Origin of the sequence: Brenneria tiliae (assembly GCF_023347575.1) — a bacterium.
Lineage (GTDB): Bacteria > Pseudomonadota > Gammaproteobacteria > Enterobacterales > Enterobacteriaceae > Brenneria > Brenneria corticis.
In genome coordinates this window covers 128,680-144,399 of the sequence record NZ_JAKPCB010000097.1, presented here as the reverse complement: position 1 = coordinate 144,399, position 15,720 = coordinate 128,680, and the positions used below count along the sequence as shown (strand labels likewise).

The window sequence follows — 15,720 nt, the reverse complement described above, 5'->3', positions numbered from 1 at the left end:
GTCATTTAAAATCAATGCCTTAATTAATTTTTATCTTTATTTCCATTGAGTTAAATCCAGCCCGTCGACGCGTTTCCAGTCGATGCCTTTCATCAGCCAGTCGAACTGTTCCGGCGACAGTATCCAGGCGACATCCCCCTGTTTCGGCCAGATAAAATGCCCCTGATGAAGACGGCGAAGACACAGCCAGACGCCGTGCTTGTCCCAACGCAGGACTTTGATACGCGAGCGCGCCTTGTTGCAGAAGACAAAAGCGGCTTCCCCTTGCCAGGGTTGGTGCAGGTGGTCGGTAATGTATTGGGTCAGGGTATCAATCCCCCGGCGCATATCGACCGGTTCGCGCGCCAGCCAGATGTGTTGCGGCGTTAACACAGGGACAGGGCCTGCATCACGGCCCGCAACTGAGCGGGAAGACAGCAGACCGAACACCCGTTGGGGAGGTTGAGCGTCACCGTGTCGGCGTCGTTATTCCCTGGCATAACCCGGCGCGCAGGAATGAATGCTGCGGGAGCGGCCACGGTAGCGTCATCGTGATGATGTTTGAGCCAGTAATAAAAGGTGGCCGGGTTCAAATCGTGTTGCCGGCAATAGTGTTGTTTAGTTAACCCGCTCTGTTGCCAGGCGTCGAGATGCTGTTGCCGTTCACGGTGAGAATAACGTTTTGCCATATTTTACCTCAGGTTCGTTTTATTGAATGAGGACAGCATGTGGCAGCAGAGTTTTGTTAACAATATGAGTTTGCCGGACGCTTAGTACGCCAGGAAAGCTGGTGATAGAACAGAGGGTGAAAGTCCCTTCCGGGTAAAGGTTAGCCACTCGCCCGGTCCTTTAGCTATGCGCGTCAGCGGGTAACTTCTGGCGTGAAGTGTTAGCGAAGGTACTCATAGGCCAGGTATTGAGCCACGTAATCGGGAATTGGAGGCGGTGATGCTGTTAAGCGAAGCAGAAACCAACAATGACGGTGGTGTTATTGGCGAGCCACAGTCATGCCTCCCGGGGTCGGAGACCCTGTGCATGTGAGGAAGTTCTACACACGGAACCTGGGAGATCCTGAACGGCTGCCCATGATGAGCACATGGGCCGGGGCCGTTTAAGCCGTCGTGCGGAGATAGTGCCGTGTTCAGGAAGTCGGACGGAAGCATAGTACCGGAGAAATCAGTGAACAAGACAGGTAACAATGTGGCGGAATTGATGGAGGGAAGGCTTCCGACTGAGGGGAACAGCCAACAGTGCGCCCGTATCCGGACACAGAGCCGGGAAAATGCGACGTCACGCCTGCCGGCTGTGCGAAAAATAGCGAAACAGAATAAGAAGCAACAGTTTACTAATCTTTTTCACCACATGGATGAAAGCCTGCTGTGGCAGAGCTTTCTGCAACTCAAGCGCCAGTCCGCACCGGGCTGCGATGGGGTCACATGGGAGCGTTACGCAGATAACCTGCATGACAATATCCACGGACTTCATGACAGACTCCACCGGGACCCTGTACACGATTCTGTGTAAATGCCGTTTCTCAGAAGTGACCGTCCAGGCGGTCACCGAACTCGATAATAAAGCGGCTCATCGCCAGCCGCCAGTTTTGTATCGGCATCGTCCATTTTTTTGATGCCGACTGTATCGCCAGCCACACCACTTTCCTCACTGAGTCATCTGTTGGGAACACCTTGCGCTTCTTGAGCGCATGCCGGATGACGCTGTTCAGCGATTCTATGGCATTGGTCGTGTAAATCACCTTACGGATGTCATCCGGGTACGCGAAGAACGTTGACAGATTCGCCCAGTTTGCCCGCCAGCTCCGGCTGATTTGCGGGTAACGCTCATCCCAGACCCTGGCAAACGTTTCCAACTCCTGCAACGCCGCTTCTTCCGTCGCTGCCCCATAAACCGCCTTCAGGTCGCGAGTGACGGCCTTATAGTCCTTCCATGAGACGAAGCGCAGGCTGTTACGCACCATATGGACGATGCACAATTGGATGCGGGTTTGCGGATATACCGCGTTAATTGCGTCAGGGAAGCCTTTCAGACCGTCAACGCAGGCGATGAGAATGTCGTTCAGGCCTCTGTTTTTAAGCTCCGTCAGCACATTCAGCCAGAACTTCGCCCCCTCATTTTCCGCCAGCCACATACCCAATAGCTCTTTCTGACCGTCGATATTGATGCCCAGGGCCAGGAACACGGATTTGTTGATGACGCGGCTGTCCTGTCGGACCTTAAGGACAATACAGTCAAGATAAACAATGGGATAAAGACTATCCAACGGCCGATTCTGCCATTCAACAACCTGTTCCATCACCGCGTCCGTGACTTTTGAAATCAGGGCCGGCGACACCTCCGCGTCATACAGTTCCTTAAACGTCGCGACGATTTCGCGGGTAGTCATGCCTTTGGCGTATAACGACAGAATTTGATTATCCATGCTGGTTATACGAGTCTGATTTTTCTTCACCAGTTGAGGGTCGAATGTGGCGTCACGATCACGCGGAGTACGCAGTTCCAGCGGGCCATCGCCGGTAATGACAGTTTTTGTGGAATACCCGTTGCGGGCGTTGGGACCCGTTTTGGGCTGATTTTTCTCGTACCCGAGATGGTGGGTCATTTCAGCATTAAGGGCGGCTTCGACACTGATTTTTTTCAGCAGGCGATCGAACTGGCTGAGATCTTCAGGGGTTTTGAGATTTTTGGCCAGTTCGTTAGCCAGGGCTTGTAACTGTTTTTCGTCCATAAATTAACCTGCTTTTGATGTTGGATTGAACATATCAAAATCAGGCAATTACACAAATTTATGTACAGGCTCAATTATTCCCACCTAATTACGCCGCCATTTCATAATCCACCGGCGTTTGATAACCCAGTGTCGAATGTTTGCGACGGCGATTGTAAAACACCTCTATATAATCGAATATGGCGTTCATCGCCTGTTCTCTGCTGACAAACCCTTTTCCCCGCATCAGCTCCGTTTTCAGCGTGTGATAGAAGCTTTCCATTACCGCATTGTCGTAACAGCAACCTTTTCCGCTCATTGAGCAGCGCAAATCGTTATCTTTCAGTACATCCCGATATCGATGGCTCGCATATTGACTCCCTCTGTCCGAATGCGCTATTACCTGCCTTGTCGGCTTTCGCTGTTTTATCGCCATTTCCAGTGCGTCAATCACAACCTGAGTTTTCAGTCTGTTACTCAGACTCCAGCCGATTATTCGTCTGGAATACAGGTCTATGACTGTCGCCAGATACAGCCAGCCTTCTTCCGTGCGGATATACGTTATATCCGTAGCCCACGCCACATCCGCTTCTGCCGGGCTAAATTCCCGGTTTAGCAGATTGGGCGCTATCGGATAATCGTGCCGGCTGTTCGTCGTCACTTTATAGCGCGTCTGATTCGCGGCTTTCAGACCGGACTGTTTCATCAGACGGCTGATGCGGCTTTTACCATGAAAACGCTGTTCATCCTGTAAATCACTTTGCAGACGCCGGATACCATAAGTTCCCCGGCTGTCGTGATGCAACTGAATGAGCCGCCGGCTCAGTATGTCATCCTCCTGTCGTCGCAGACCAGGCGTTCGGTTGCGCCACGACCAGTAACCCCGCGTGCTGACATTGAGCAGCAGGCAAACCCGTTTCACCGCATGGAAAGCCGATAACTGAGCGACCATGGCGTATCTTAGCGGCTTTCCCGCGCAAAGAACGCCGCCGCTTTTTTCAGGATGAGCTTATCCTCTTCCAGTTCGGCGATTTTGGCTTTAAGGCGGCGAATTTCCAGCTCCTGTTCGGAAAGCTGGGGCGAGTTGGAAAAAGCGGCATCCGCCTTATCCTGATAGAGTTTTTTCCAGTTATAGAGCGTGTTCTCTTTGATATCAAGCTCCTGTGCCATACGGGCAACAGACTTGCCGCTTTCGAGCAGTAACGCCACGGCTCTGCGCTTGAACTCCGGGGTATATTGTTGTCTCGTCATAGTGACCTCGCTTTCGTTGACTGATTTGAAAACAAGGTGGGCACTAAATCAAGGACAGATCACACGTTTGATTTTTTGGGTTTCACGCACTATATCGGGCGATTACATACCGGTAAGGATGCGGTGATGCGCACAACGAAACGGAAACGGCGCCTGACGCAACTGAAGCAAATAAAGCAGGCACTTCGTAAACGACTGCACGAGAAGCCCGCCCAAACGGGTAGCTGGCTGAAGCGGGTAGTGCAGGGACACATAAATTATTACGGTGTTCCCTTCAATGCCAGAGCGGTAGGTCAGTTCGTGAGGGAAGTAAAGCGAATGTGGCTGAAATCCCTGAGGCGAAGAAGCCAACGCCACAGCATGAGTTGGGAACGTTACAGCTCACTGGCAGAGCGTTGGCTCCCCAAACCCAGAGTCGTCCATCCTTATCCTGTGCAGCGTTTCTACGCCAGACACCCGAAGTAGGAGCCGGATGCGTTAGCAGCGCACGTCCGGATCTGTGCGGGGGGTAGCCGGTAACGGCTATTCCTACCGCAACCGGCGGTGGGGAGATTATTGTGAATAAACAATATTAATAATAAACATACCTAATATGTCTATAGAAAATCATATACACTTAATTATTTTAACAGGACATGAAGGTGAACATTAATTCACCTTCATGTCTAAGATATAGTGCACTTATTCATTCATTGATTGAATGGCAAATTTTTCTAACATATTAGAAGATGGGTGATTTGCAAGAGATACTAGCTGATTAACTAATGCGATAGGTACAATAGCATTCTCATACATGTCACACTTCAGATGTTCAACAACATTAAGAATCTCATCTAAATTAGAGAATGAATTTCTATTTAATCTTTTGATTTCTTCACTGTTTTTAATAGGTATAGTTAAAACCCAAACCCTATCCGATTTACTACGATAAATCAACTTCCCGCTGTAATAAGAAGTTGAGGCATATGGAGGAACCTTATCTAACTCCTCTTCAGTGGTAGGGCCAGGAAGTATATGTTTATAAATATAATTATTAAAAAGTGGCAGCGCTTGACCTTTTAGCAAACAAGCACTATCTCCAGAAGAGATTTGCTCTGCATGTTCAACAAAAGAACCTGATTTTTCTAAGCCGACTAATTTTAGCGAATACTCATCAATATATAAGTTACATAATTCCCTCATATCTTTATGCAATTTTGCTGTTTGACCAAAGAAACCTAAAGGGCCATCTTTAATGAAAAGAAATCGTTTCAAAAATGAAGGTTTCCGAGTTACAATTTCTTTTATGCAATGAACAATAATTATATGCTCAATCACATTCGTCAAGTATCCTAAAATACCGCTAGCCCCTAACTCTTCATCTACAACCTCATGAAACCTTAAAATATCAATAAGATTAAATGTCTCTCCGCCATAAATAAAATACCCCTGATTATCTATATCAAATTTATTAACAATAACATCTTTAAATATCTCTCCATTCCGTTTAGGCAAACTCCCAAATGTTATTTGGTGAAGAGATGAATCACAGTCGATGCTTCTCTTTTTAAACTCATTAAATACTAACCACTTAAGTGTGTCTATATATTTCTTACCGTCCCTACTCTCATTAAAAAACTCAATTATAGGTATTCTGACAGAATCAACCATTGAAAGAGAATCTAAAGACGTTGCCTTTGTAGGGATGGCAAGTTTAAATCTTGCTAGTTTTTTGAATTTTTCCATTTTTTCTGGATGGATAAAGGGATAATCCCCCAACTGTTTTAAGTCCTCTAAACTAAATTCCAGTCCACCAAATTGAAAGAATGCAACCTTTGAGCTCGGATAATTTTTCCTTACAGTAACCTCAGTATAACCACCATCGACAGCTATGATGGTCGTTACGTCCCTAGATACACCTGTATTTATTTCAATAGAATGCTCAAGGACATCATTTTTCGACTCTTCATTGGTAGAGGGGAATTTACATCTATTCATCAAATTTTGGACAGACGGATCATTGATCACATGAGTATGTTGTGATTTACTAGCCCACTCAAATGGGCGATTGCCTTTTGCACTATAACTCATCACATACCCTTATTAGCTAAAAAACGATCAATTTGGACCGGAACAATAAAAGGATTTGTATAAGTTTTCATCCTAACAAAACCTTTATCATTAGTTGCAGAAAAATTAACTAATGAATGTGTAAAATCTTTAAAATCATAATATTTCTCAAGCTCTTTTGTTTCATCAATGTTATTCAGATGTGCGATAAACCAGTTTTGTGTATTCTTTAGTATATTCGAGCTAATAGAACTAACCTCTTGAGTAGCATATATCATCCCTAAATGTAGCTTAGCTCCTTCTTTAGCAATTCTGTTATATATCTGACTAAGATCTTTATCATCTTTTTTAGGAAATAAGTTATGTGCCTCTTCAAAATAAAATTGGATAAAATTATTTGGAAGGTTATTGATAAAGCGATCCATGGAGATATTGAATGTGGAACGACAAATTTTCTCAGAGAATAATCGCTGGACTACCGGTTCACCTTGTGACAAGTCAACAATAACAATTTTACCTTGTTGTAGCAGACGAGGAATTTCTATTTCAAACGATTCATCCATACTCGTAGTGTGTAAATTATGCAATTGTTTTACACGAATCTTCTTATAACCACTTACTTGATTTTTTTTACCCGGTAATTTGTAAGTCGTTAAAAATACCATCATTGATTTTAAATCATCATTTGCCCATTCATATCCTTTCTTATTTATATAATCTTTGAAAAATTTCAGCTCGTCATATTGTTCCCATACTCTTTCAAACCATGTGCAAGCCTCTTCAAGGGTTAATCCTTGTTTAGGATCCAAAACTCTACCCTCTAGAATTTCACCATTGATTTCCGCCGCACCAGTAAATTTAATTTTTTCACCATTCGGCGCTTTGAAACCAGCTCTGTACAAACAACATTTATAGGCAGCAACTAATCTATTATATCTTGTCCATTCTGAACCATTCAGATTTGTGCTTTCCGGTTTTTCAAAACTAACTGCAATAAAGTTGTTAACATAGTCGCCCCCTAAAGATTGCTCTTGAAAGTAACTAGATATAAGACTAAAACCACTTTCAATATCTTTAAAGAAATTAACTTTCATCACTTTAAAATCATTTTTCTCTAATACACTATATCTATAAACCTTTTCTTTATATAGATCATAGATAGCTGTACCAGAATCCTGTCTATTTGCATTTGCATACTCACCATTCACATCAAATATAATCTGCCCTACTGGAAATGTTGGACTTCCAGAAGATGTAAACTCAGATGTTTCAGGAGAAGCCGAATCCAATAGCATTAAAGCTTTTCTTGAAATTTCCTCTGTTGCTTCTATCACTTTTTTTACAGTGTTCGACTTACCAGTACGGGTCATCCCAAACATAGCAGACCTTTTTCCTAAAAAATCTTTAGGATTTACCCATACATTAACATTTTCCTCTTGAGATTGATGTCTACGGCTAGATGAATATCTTACGCTACCAATTTTAAATTCAGAGTCCTGACCAACTAGACCTCCATCATCTCGTTGATTAACTATAAATTCAAGAACATCTCCATTGGCTTTGTATACAGTGTAATTATTAGCTGCATAAAAGTTCTCAAGGTCAGCACCAAATTCTATATTCCCTTTCTGTGTTCTATAAAATACACCGAGAACCCTACATTCTAAACCTGAAAAGCTAAATTCGTAACGTGTAAATTCATCTAACTTCCCGCCTTTCAAACTACCAGCTCGCCCCGATATATCTAAGTTATCCTTGTAATACTCTATCATTGATGATATTACATCATTATCAGTAGGGAGTTTTGTCTGAGAAAGTGCCCTAAGCAATACAGCCTCTTCAACACCGTCTTCACCATCGTAAAATGCAAGCAGAAAACAACCGGCTGGTATCCCTTTAACCTGAGCTTTCCAGGCATCACAAACTAACAGTCTGGCAAGATCATAAGATAGATAGAAAGGTCGACCAACAAACTGTTCCTTATTCCTGCCTTCTTTTAATAAATCTGTTGATAAAGCCGAATTTAAATTCATATGATTTCCTTTTTCAATTCAGGGTCTTCGAATCTTATTTTTGATTGTTCTGCGTATTTCTCATCCGCTTCTATTGCTAACCATCTTCTTTTTTTCAATTCGGCACAAAAACCTGTTGTATTACTACCACCGAAAGGATCAAATACAAGATCATTTTCATCTGTCAGAAAATCAATAAAGAAATTAACTATACCTTTGTTCATTCTCGCCGGGTGTGGTTTTATGTTCATTTCTTTACATTTTCTAATAAAGAAATCATTAGATGATACATTTGAGAAAGACATTACATTGTGTGGTAAGCGAACCTCTCGAGACTCATCTATAGGCTCAAGTTCAAAAAAATTGTGAGATATGCTTCCACCATGATCTTTCAGGAAGCCTTTTTCACTGATATTGTGCTCAGATGGACGCATTCCAGAATTATAACTTTGGCGTTCTAATAATTTCCGCATACTTTTACTATAAGGCCGTAAGACTTTTTTATTGTCTGCTTTCGGATAATCAGTCTTAGCAAGCCACCAAACATGAGTATAGCTATCAACAGTACGCAACCTATTAACAGTGACCCACTGAGCAGGAGATGGCAATTTTGCGGGATTATAACAAATAAACTCCTGAATTAATCGGAGTTCAGAATTCCGCTGTTTTGTCATTTCAAACAAACATTCTAAGTGCAAAGTTGATTGTACAGGCCTCTCCGGTTCCCAAGCGTTACCTATCTCAATGACAAGTGAGCCATCATCAGCAAGGAGTTGATTGAAGACAGGTGTCAGTTTTTTAAACCATTCTCGGTATGCCTCGCCTATTTCATTACCATATTTTTTCTTATTATTCAATGGGAAAGGTGGTGATGTAACGATAAGGTTTACTTTCCCTACATATTTACTAATCTCCTCATCATTAAGGACCTCAAGAGTGTCCCCAAGATAGAGCTTTCCAAGTTCTGTTTTATAGTAGAGATTCATATGGTATTGAATACCTTGTAAATTAATAAAATTTTCTAAATCAAATCCGTGTTTCCTCAGATGCTCTAAGCCCAAGTAACACAGAGTCTCAAAGGGACTGAGATTCTTAAGTTCGTACGAGAAATCTATCCCTTACAAAATTCTTTTGCTGTTAAATGTCTCAGATTTTCAACGTATCTGAGCATTTTTAGACACAATTCTACCGTATAGCGCATCTGAGTGTACATACTACGACGTCAATCATAATTCGTTAAAGCAATAACAATATATTCAAAGAAACCAGAGAGTTCGCTTTACCCACGTGCAAATTACTCTATTGCTCAATAGCTAAAGTTGTGCATAATTCAAACTGATTTGTTCACAACCAGAGCCTTCAAGTTGCCACCTTCCCGGTGAGGCTTGATCCTACCCACGAATAGTGGACACGCTGTTAAGCGAGTAAAATCGTTAACAAGGTGAACCATGACGCAAGCAAAATCTGTGAAGAAGACATCCCGTAATCAATATACCCCGGAATTTCGCCAGCAGGCGCTGGCTGAGCGTATCGGTGTAGCCAAAGCTGCCCGGGAGCTCGGCCTGCACGACTCTCAACTCTACGTCTGGCGCAGTAAACAACGTCAGCAGGGCTCCACCTCTGAGCGTGAGCAGCAACAAGCAACAGAAATCGCCCGCCTCAAGCGCCAACTGGCCGAGCGGGATGAGGAACTGGCCATCCTCCAAAAGGCGGCCACCTACTTCGCCAGACGCCTGAAGTGAAGTACGGTTTTATACACCAACATCAGGCGGCGTTCTCAGTGAAAAGCCTGGCCCGGGTACTGTGCGTCTCGCGCAGTGGCTGGTATGCGTGGTTGAAGCGCCGACAATCCTTCTCGCTGCGGCAGATGCGTCGTCAGCAGTGTGATGAGCGGGTGGCACAAGCTTTTATACAGGCAAAACAGCGCTATGGCGCGCCCCGTTTGACGCAGGAGTTGCGTGAAGCTGGCCATGGCTGGAACCGTAAAACGGTGGCGGTCAGTCTGCGACGTCAGGGATTACGGGCCAGAGCGGCGCGCAAGTTTAAAGCCACGACAAACAGCCGGCATAACTTGCCGGTGGCACCGAACCTGTTGCAACAGGACTTCAGTGCAACGGGGCCGGACCAGAAGTACGTTGGGGATATCACCTACCTGTGGACAGAGGAAGGCTGGCTGTACCTGGCGGTGGTTATCGACCTGTATTCGCGCCGGGTGGTGGGTTGGTCGATGTCGGAACGAATGACGGCGGAACTGGCGTGCAATACGCTGAAAATGGCGCTGTGGCGGCGAAAGATGCCGCGAGGCGTGATAGTTCACTCTGACAGAGGGAGCCAGTATTGTTCCCATGATTATCAGGGTGTTATCAAAGACAATGGACTGATATGCAGTATGAGCGCAAAGGGCTGTTGCTACGATAACGCCTGTGCGGAAAGCTTCTTCCACAGCCTGAAAGTGGAGCTAATCCACGGAGAGAGGTTCAACACGCGGGGGGAGATGAAATCGGCGGTATTCGAGTATATCGAGATAGACTACAATCGGCACCGACGGCATAGTGCTAACGGCGGGCTAAGCCCGGTGCAATTTGAGGAAAGAAACCTCGCTTAAGGCAGTGTCCACCGTTGCTGGGCAAGATCACACTGTCTTTAAGCTTATAGGCTTTTGTTTCAGATTTGGCAGCACGAACCTTCACATCACTCAGAGCCATGATGAATATCCTTTCAAGGGTTCTGTGTGGGTACAAACATTATCGAACCGGGATATACCCGCAGTTGTATCCGCATCAGTAAGTTGATGTAGATTGAATCAGGTTGACTTAGGTTGAGTGAAAAAGCGAGGAAAGCCTTGCGGATACTGGATTTCAGGCACAAAAAAAGACGTCCATTGACGTCTATTGATGTTCCGATGGTGCCGAAGGCCGGACTCGAACCGGCACGTATTTCTACGGTTGATTTTGAATCAACTGCGTCTACCGATTTCGCCACTTCGGCACGAAGAGGTATGCGGAAAACGGGTGCATTATACCGTTTGCCGACTTGCGCGCAACTTTAATCCGCCCGCCGTCGGGTCAAGTGCTGAAAAAATCATCTTTGGCAAGGCGTTATCGCGTTTTCAGCGCCGGGGAGGGGAGTCGGGCCGCGCTGTAACCAGCCTGCCGGTGCAAAGTCACTGAAGCGATAGCCGTTCAGTGACTTTGCCGGTTCGGCCTAGCGGCGTTTCAGCAGCAACACCACGCTGACGACCAGGAACGCGGCGCTTGGCAATATGGCGCCCAATACCGGCGGTATGCCGTACACCAGGCTGAGCGGGCGGAAGATTTCATTCAGCACATAGAACAGGAAACCAAAGCTGATGCCGATGACGATGCGGGTCCCGGCGGATACGCTGCGCAGCGGGCCAAAGATGAAAGATACCGCCATCAGCATCATCACCGCGACCGATATCGGGGAGAATATCTTGCTCCACATATTCAGTTGGTAACGACTGGCTTCCTGTCCGCTTTGTTTGAGGTAGTCGGCGTAGTCGCGCAGTCCACGGATGGAAAGCGAATTCGGTTCGAGCGCCGCCACGCCGAGTTTGTCGGGCGTCAGGTTGGTTTTCCATTCGCCGCTCAGGGTTTGGCTGCCGCCGATCTGTTTGCCGTCGCTCAGGTCGGACTCATCCACCTGGGTGAGTTTCCATACGCCTTCCTCAAACGAGGCCGATGCCGCGTAGCGCACGGATAGCAGCTTGTTTTCCTTGTCGAAGTGATAGATGTTGACCCCGGAAATTTCGTTATCGCCGAGTACGCGCTCAATAAAGATGAAGTCGTTGCCGTCTTTGGCCCACAGGCCATTCTGCGTGGAGATCATCGAGCCGCCGGAAACCATCTGGGAGCGGTAGTTACGCGCCATCTGTTCGCCCGTCGGCGAGACCCATTCGCCAATCGCCATGGTCAGCAGCACCAGGGGAATCGCCGTTTTCATCACCGCGCCGGCGATTTGCAGTCGGGTAAATCCCGATGCCTGCATTACCACCAGTTCGCTGCGCGTGGCCAGCGTTCCCAGCCCCAGCAGGGCGCCGAGCAGCGCGGCCATCGGGAAGAAGATTTCGATATCTTTCGGCACGCTGAGCAGCGTGTAGAGCCCGGCGCCGAATACCGAATAGTTCCCCTGTCCGACCTTGCGCAACTGGTCGACGAATTTGATGATGCCCGACAGGGAGACCAGCATAAACAGCGTCATCATGATGGTGGTAAGAATCGTTTTACCGATATAGCGGTCCAGTACGCCAAACATCAGAACGCCCTCTTCAGTATCAAACGAGAACGGAGCCGGCGCATCGGCACCGTATCCCAGATGTTCAGCAGCACGGCAATGCCGAGGTAGGCCAGGTTGACCAGCCATGTCCATATCATCGGATCGATTTTGCCTTTGCCGGCGTTGGAACGAATGCTGCTTTGCAGCAGGAAGAAGATCAGGTACAGCAGCATGGCGGGCAGCATGCTCAGGACTCTGCCCTGGCGCGGATTGACCACGCTCAGCGGCACGACGATCAGCGCCATGATCAGCACCGCCAGGATCAGCGTCAGGCGCCAGTGAAACTCGGCTCTGGCGTTATGATCGTCCGAGTGCCACAGCGTGCGCATGTTCATCTGTTCCGCGTCGCTGTTATCCAGCGTAACGGTCTGGTGGCCGATAACGGCCTGATAGTTGGTGAAATCCGTGATGCGAAAGTCGCGCAGCAGGGCGGTGCCCTCATAGCGGGAGCCGTTATCCAGCGTCACCACCTGGGAACCGTCGCGGTCCTGGGAGATGCGTCCGCGGTCGGCCACCACCACGGAAGGCCGGGCGTTGCCGCTGGGTCGCAGCTGCGCCAGGAAAACGTGTTCAAACGTCTGGCCGCTGACGTTGCCGACAAACAGCACCGAGCTGCCGCCCTGAGTGGACTGGAACTGGCCTTCCACCAGCGTGGCCATACCGGGATTGGCGCGCGCCTCGGCCAGAACTTCTTCCTGATGACGCGATGACCACGGGCTGAGCCACAGCGCATTGATGGTGGCCATCGCCGCCGTCAGCAGTCCCAGCACCACGGCGGCCTTCAGCAATACGCGTTTGCCGATGCCGCAGGCATGCATCACTGTGATCTCACTTTCAGCATACAGGCGGCCGAACGTCATCAATAATCCAAGAAATAAACTTAATGGCAGAATGAGCTGCGCCATCTCTGGCACGCCCAATCCCAGCAGGGAGATAACCAAATTCGTCGGGATGTCGCCGTCAACCGCGGCGCCCAGTATCCGCACTAATTTCTGGCAAAAGAAAATCAGTAACAGAATGAAAAGGATGGCCAGTTGGCTTTTGAATGTTTCCCGTACCAGATATCGAATGATGATCACGCTTGATTACGCCTGTGAAAACTTGTCTTTTTGCAGGAAAGTCGATAGTTTCTTCGCTAACTCGCCATTTATACTCATTTGTGGCAACCTTTCGTAGCTAAAACTGTATTACAACATACTGTGTTGGCGCTGTTGTATCAGAACCTGCTTATAGTCATCGAAGCAGATTCGTTACGTCGTTAAGATTAACACAGGTTATGTTAACGCAACGGCGGGAAAGTATTACGGAGTGTCACATTCTAGCCGTTGATGCTGTCTTTGTCTTTAAGATTCAGGAGAGTACATGGAGTTCAGCGTAAAAAGCGGTAGCCCGGAAAAACAACGCAGTGCATGCATTGTCGTCGGCGTGTTTGAACCGCGTCGCCTGTCCCCGATCGCCGAACAGCTGGATAAAATCAGCGACGGCTATATCAGCGCGCTGCTTCGCCGCGGTGAACTGGAAGGCAAAGTGGGTCAATCATTGCTGTTGCACCATGTACCCAACATCCTTTCGGAACGCATTTTGCTGATTGGCTGCGGCAAAGAGCGTGAACTGGACGAACGGCAGTACAAGCAGGTGATTCAGAAAACCATCAACTCGCTGAATGAAACCGGCTCAATGGAAGCGGTCTGTTTTCTGACCGAACTGCACGTGAAAGGCCGCAATACCTACTGGAAAGTGCGTCAGGCGGTCGAAACCGCGAAAGAGTCGCTCTATACCTTTGATCAGCTTAAGAGTAATAAGGTCGAGCTGCGTCGTCCGCTGCGCAAAATGGTGTTCAACGTGCCGACGCGCCGCGAGCTGACCGGCGGCGAGCGCGCCATTCAGCACGGCCTGGCTATCGCCGCCGGCATCAAGGCGGCGAAAGACCTCGGCAATATGCCGCCCAATATCTGCAATGCGGCATATCTGGCGTCGCAGGCGCGTCAACTGGCCGATACCTACAGCCAGAACATCATTACCCGGGTGATTGGCGAGCAGCAGATGAAAACGCTGGGCATGAACGCCTACCTGGCGGTCGGTCAGGGTTCGCAGAATGAATCACTGATGTCCGTCATTGAATATAAAGGCGATCCCGCGGTGGATGCCCGGCCGATCGTGCTGGTCGGCAAGGGGCTGACGTTTGATTCCGGCGGCGTTTCCATCAAGCCCGCCGACAGCATGGACGAAATGAAATATGATATGTGCGGCGCCGCCACGGTTTACGGCGTGATGCGCATGGCGGCGGAGCTGGCGCTGCCGCTGAATATCGTCGGCGTGCTGGCCGGCTGTGAAAACATGGTTGACGGGCGTTCCTACCGTCCGGGCGATGTGCTGACCACCATGTCCGGCCAGACGGTGGAAGTGCTGAATACCGATGCCGAAGGCCGTCTGGTGCTGTGCGATGCGCTCACCTACGTTGAACGTTACGAACCCGACGTGGTTATCGACGTCGCCACGCTGACCGGGGCCTGCGTGATTGCGCTGGGCCACCATCTCACCGGGCTGATGTCGAACCATAATCCGCTGGCGCACGAGCTGCTGGGCGCGTCCGAGCAGTCCGGCGATCGGGCGTGGCGTCTGCCGTTAACCGATGAGTTCCAAGAGCAGCTGGAATCCAATTTCGCCGATATGGCCAATATTGGCGGCCGGCCCGGCGGCGCGATTACCGCGGGCTGCTTCCTGTCGCGTTTTACGCGCAAATATAACTGGGCGCATCTGGATATCGCCGGTACGGCGTGGCGTTCAGGCAAGGCCAAAGGCGCGACCGGTCGTCCGGTGGCGCTGTTGTCGCAGTTTCTGCTCAATCGCGCCGGGCTGAACGACGTGGAATGATGGTAATCTGTCAGGCACAGTAAACCGCGCCTGAATAAACCAGTTATACCGGGCCGGGAATTCCGGCCCTTATCAATAGTGTAAACAATGAAAAACGCAACGTTCTATCTTCTCGAACACGACGGCAAAAGCGGTGAGCTCAGCGCCCATGAGGCGCTGGCATGCGATGTGGCGGCGGAACGTTGGCGTGCGGGAAAGCGGGTATTGATCGCCTGCGAAAACGAGCAGCAGGCCGTACGCCTGGATGAAGCGCTGTGGCAGCGCGATCCCCATTCGTTTGTGCCGCACAATCTGGCGGGCGAGGGGCCGCGTCAGGGTGCGCCGGTCGAACTGGCCTGGCCCGAGCGGCGGGGAAACGCCCCGCGGGATCTGCTCATCAGCCTGCTGCCGTATTTCGCAGATTTTGCCACCGCTTTCCATGAAGTGATAGACTTTGTTCCTTACGAAGAATCCCTGAAACAGTTGGCGCGCGACCGTTATAAAGCCTATCGCGGCGTCGGCTTTCAATTGACCACGGCCAAACCGCCAACCCACTGA

The 15,720-nt window shown here is 48.5% G+C and carries 14 protein-coding genes and 1 tRNA gene; 4 read left to right on the top strand and 11 right to left on the bottom strand.

Features of this window, described 5'->3' with window-relative positions:
* Positions 1–36: 36 nt before the first annotated feature.
* Both tnpB and tnpA read right to left on the bottom strand, forming a co-directional pair.
* Positions 37–372 (bottom strand): IS66 family insertion sequence element accessory protein TnpB, encoded by a 336-nt coding sequence (gene tnpB / locus MFP24_RS11895; RefSeq protein WP_249230295.1) that lies wholly within the window; start codon positions 370–372, stop codon positions 37–39.
* Positions 366–668 (bottom strand): IS66 family insertion sequence element accessory protein TnpA, encoded by a 303-nt coding sequence (gene tnpA, locus MFP24_RS11890; RefSeq protein WP_249230294.1) that lies wholly within the window; start codon positions 666–668, stop codon positions 366–368. The genes tnpB and tnpA overlap by 7 nt, the downstream gene beginning before the upstream one ends.
* A 490-nt stretch (positions 669–1,158) precedes the next feature.
* On the opposite strand from tnpA, the gene MFP24_RS11885 reads away from it, so the two are divergent.
* Positions 1,159–1,503, top strand: coding sequence for a hypothetical protein (locus MFP24_RS11885; RefSeq protein WP_249230293.1), 345 nt, complete (start codon positions 1,159–1,161; stop codon positions 1,501–1,503).
* A 10-nt stretch (positions 1,504–1,513) separates the two neighbouring features.
* On the opposite strand, the gene MFP24_RS11880 is transcribed toward MFP24_RS11885, so the two are convergent.
* The 6 genes from MFP24_RS11880 to MFP24_RS11855 all read right to left on the bottom strand — a co-directional run bounded on the left by MFP24_RS11880 (position 1,514) and on the right by MFP24_RS11855 (position 8,999).
* Positions 1,514–2,722, bottom strand: a complete 1,209-nt coding sequence (locus MFP24_RS11880; RefSeq protein WP_249230292.1) for an IS256 family transposase — start codon at positions 2,720–2,722, stop codon at positions 1,514–1,516.
* Positions 2,723–2,810: 88 nt separating this feature from the next.
* On the bottom strand, positions 2,811–3,653 hold the full coding sequence (locus MFP24_RS11875) for an IS3 family transposase (RefSeq protein WP_249230291.1): 843 nt from the start codon (positions 3,651–3,653) through the stop codon (positions 2,811–2,813).
* Positions 3,654–3,661: 8 nt separating this feature from the next.
* Positions 3,662–3,952 carry a transposase gene (locus MFP24_RS11870; RefSeq protein ID WP_094102313.1) on the bottom strand — a complete coding sequence of 97 codons (291 nt, stop codon included), beginning with the start codon at positions 3,950–3,952 and terminating at the stop codon, positions 3,662–3,664.
* A gap of 681 nt (positions 3,953–4,633) precedes the next feature.
* Positions 4,634–6,022, bottom strand: a complete 1,389-nt coding sequence (locus MFP24_RS11865; RefSeq protein ID WP_249230290.1) for a hypothetical protein — start codon at positions 6,020–6,022, stop codon at positions 4,634–4,636.
* Entirely contained in the window at positions 6,022–8,034 is a 2,013-nt protein-coding gene (locus tag MFP24_RS11860) for an ATP-binding protein (protein ID WP_249230289.1), read from the bottom strand. The genes MFP24_RS11865 and MFP24_RS11860 overlap by 1 nt, the downstream gene beginning before the upstream one ends.
* Positions 8,031–8,999, bottom strand: coding sequence for a DNA-methyltransferase (locus MFP24_RS11855; RefSeq protein WP_249230288.1), 969 nt, complete (start codon positions 8,997–8,999; stop codon positions 8,031–8,033). Before MFP24_RS11855 ends, MFP24_RS11860 begins: the two co-directional genes overlap by 4 nt.
* Positions 9,000–9,461: 462 nt before the next feature.
* Here MFP24_RS11855 and MFP24_RS11850 point away from each other — a divergent pair.
* Positions 9,462–10,618, top strand: a protein-coding gene (locus MFP24_RS11850) for an IS3 family transposase (RefSeq protein WP_249230287.1) whose coding sequence is annotated in 2 segments (ribosomal slippage) — positions 9,462–9,714 and positions 9,714–10,618 — 1,158 coding nt in all. Because the reading frame shifts where the segments join, the coding sequence is not laid out codon by codon here.
* A 298-nt stretch (positions 10,619–10,916) separates the two neighbouring features.
* Here MFP24_RS11850 and MFP24_RS11845 read toward each other — a convergent pair.
* The 3 genes from MFP24_RS11845 to lptF all read right to left on the bottom strand — a co-directional run bounded on the left by MFP24_RS11845 (position 10,917) and on the right by lptF (position 13,388).
* Positions 10,917–11,001 (bottom strand) — tRNA-Leu (locus MFP24_RS11845).
* A 216-nt stretch (positions 11,002–11,217) separates the two neighbouring features.
* Positions 11,218–12,288: an LPS export ABC transporter permease LptG gene (gene lptG / locus MFP24_RS11840; RefSeq protein WP_249230286.1), complete on the bottom strand. Its 1,071-nt coding sequence runs from the start codon at positions 12,286–12,288 to the stop codon at positions 11,218–11,220.
* A complete protein-coding gene (gene lptF / locus MFP24_RS11835) occupies positions 12,288–13,388 on the bottom strand; it encodes an LPS export ABC transporter permease LptF (RefSeq protein WP_249230285.1) in 1,101 nt (366 codons plus the stop codon). Before lptF ends, lptG begins: the two co-directional genes overlap by 1 nt.
* 283 nt (positions 13,389–13,671) lie before the next feature.
* On the opposite strand from lptF, the gene pepA reads away from it, so the two are divergent.
* Together pepA and MFP24_RS11825 are read left to right on the top strand one after the other, a co-directional pair.
* Positions 13,672–15,183 (top strand): leucyl aminopeptidase, encoded by a 1,512-nt coding sequence (gene pepA, locus MFP24_RS11830; protein ID WP_249230284.1) that lies wholly within the window; start codon positions 13,672–13,674, stop codon positions 15,181–15,183.
* Positions 15,184–15,270: 87 nt separating this feature from the next.
* On the top strand, positions 15,271–15,720 hold the full coding sequence (locus tag MFP24_RS11825) for a DNA polymerase III subunit chi (protein ID WP_249230283.1): 450 nt from the start codon (positions 15,271–15,273) through the stop codon (positions 15,718–15,720).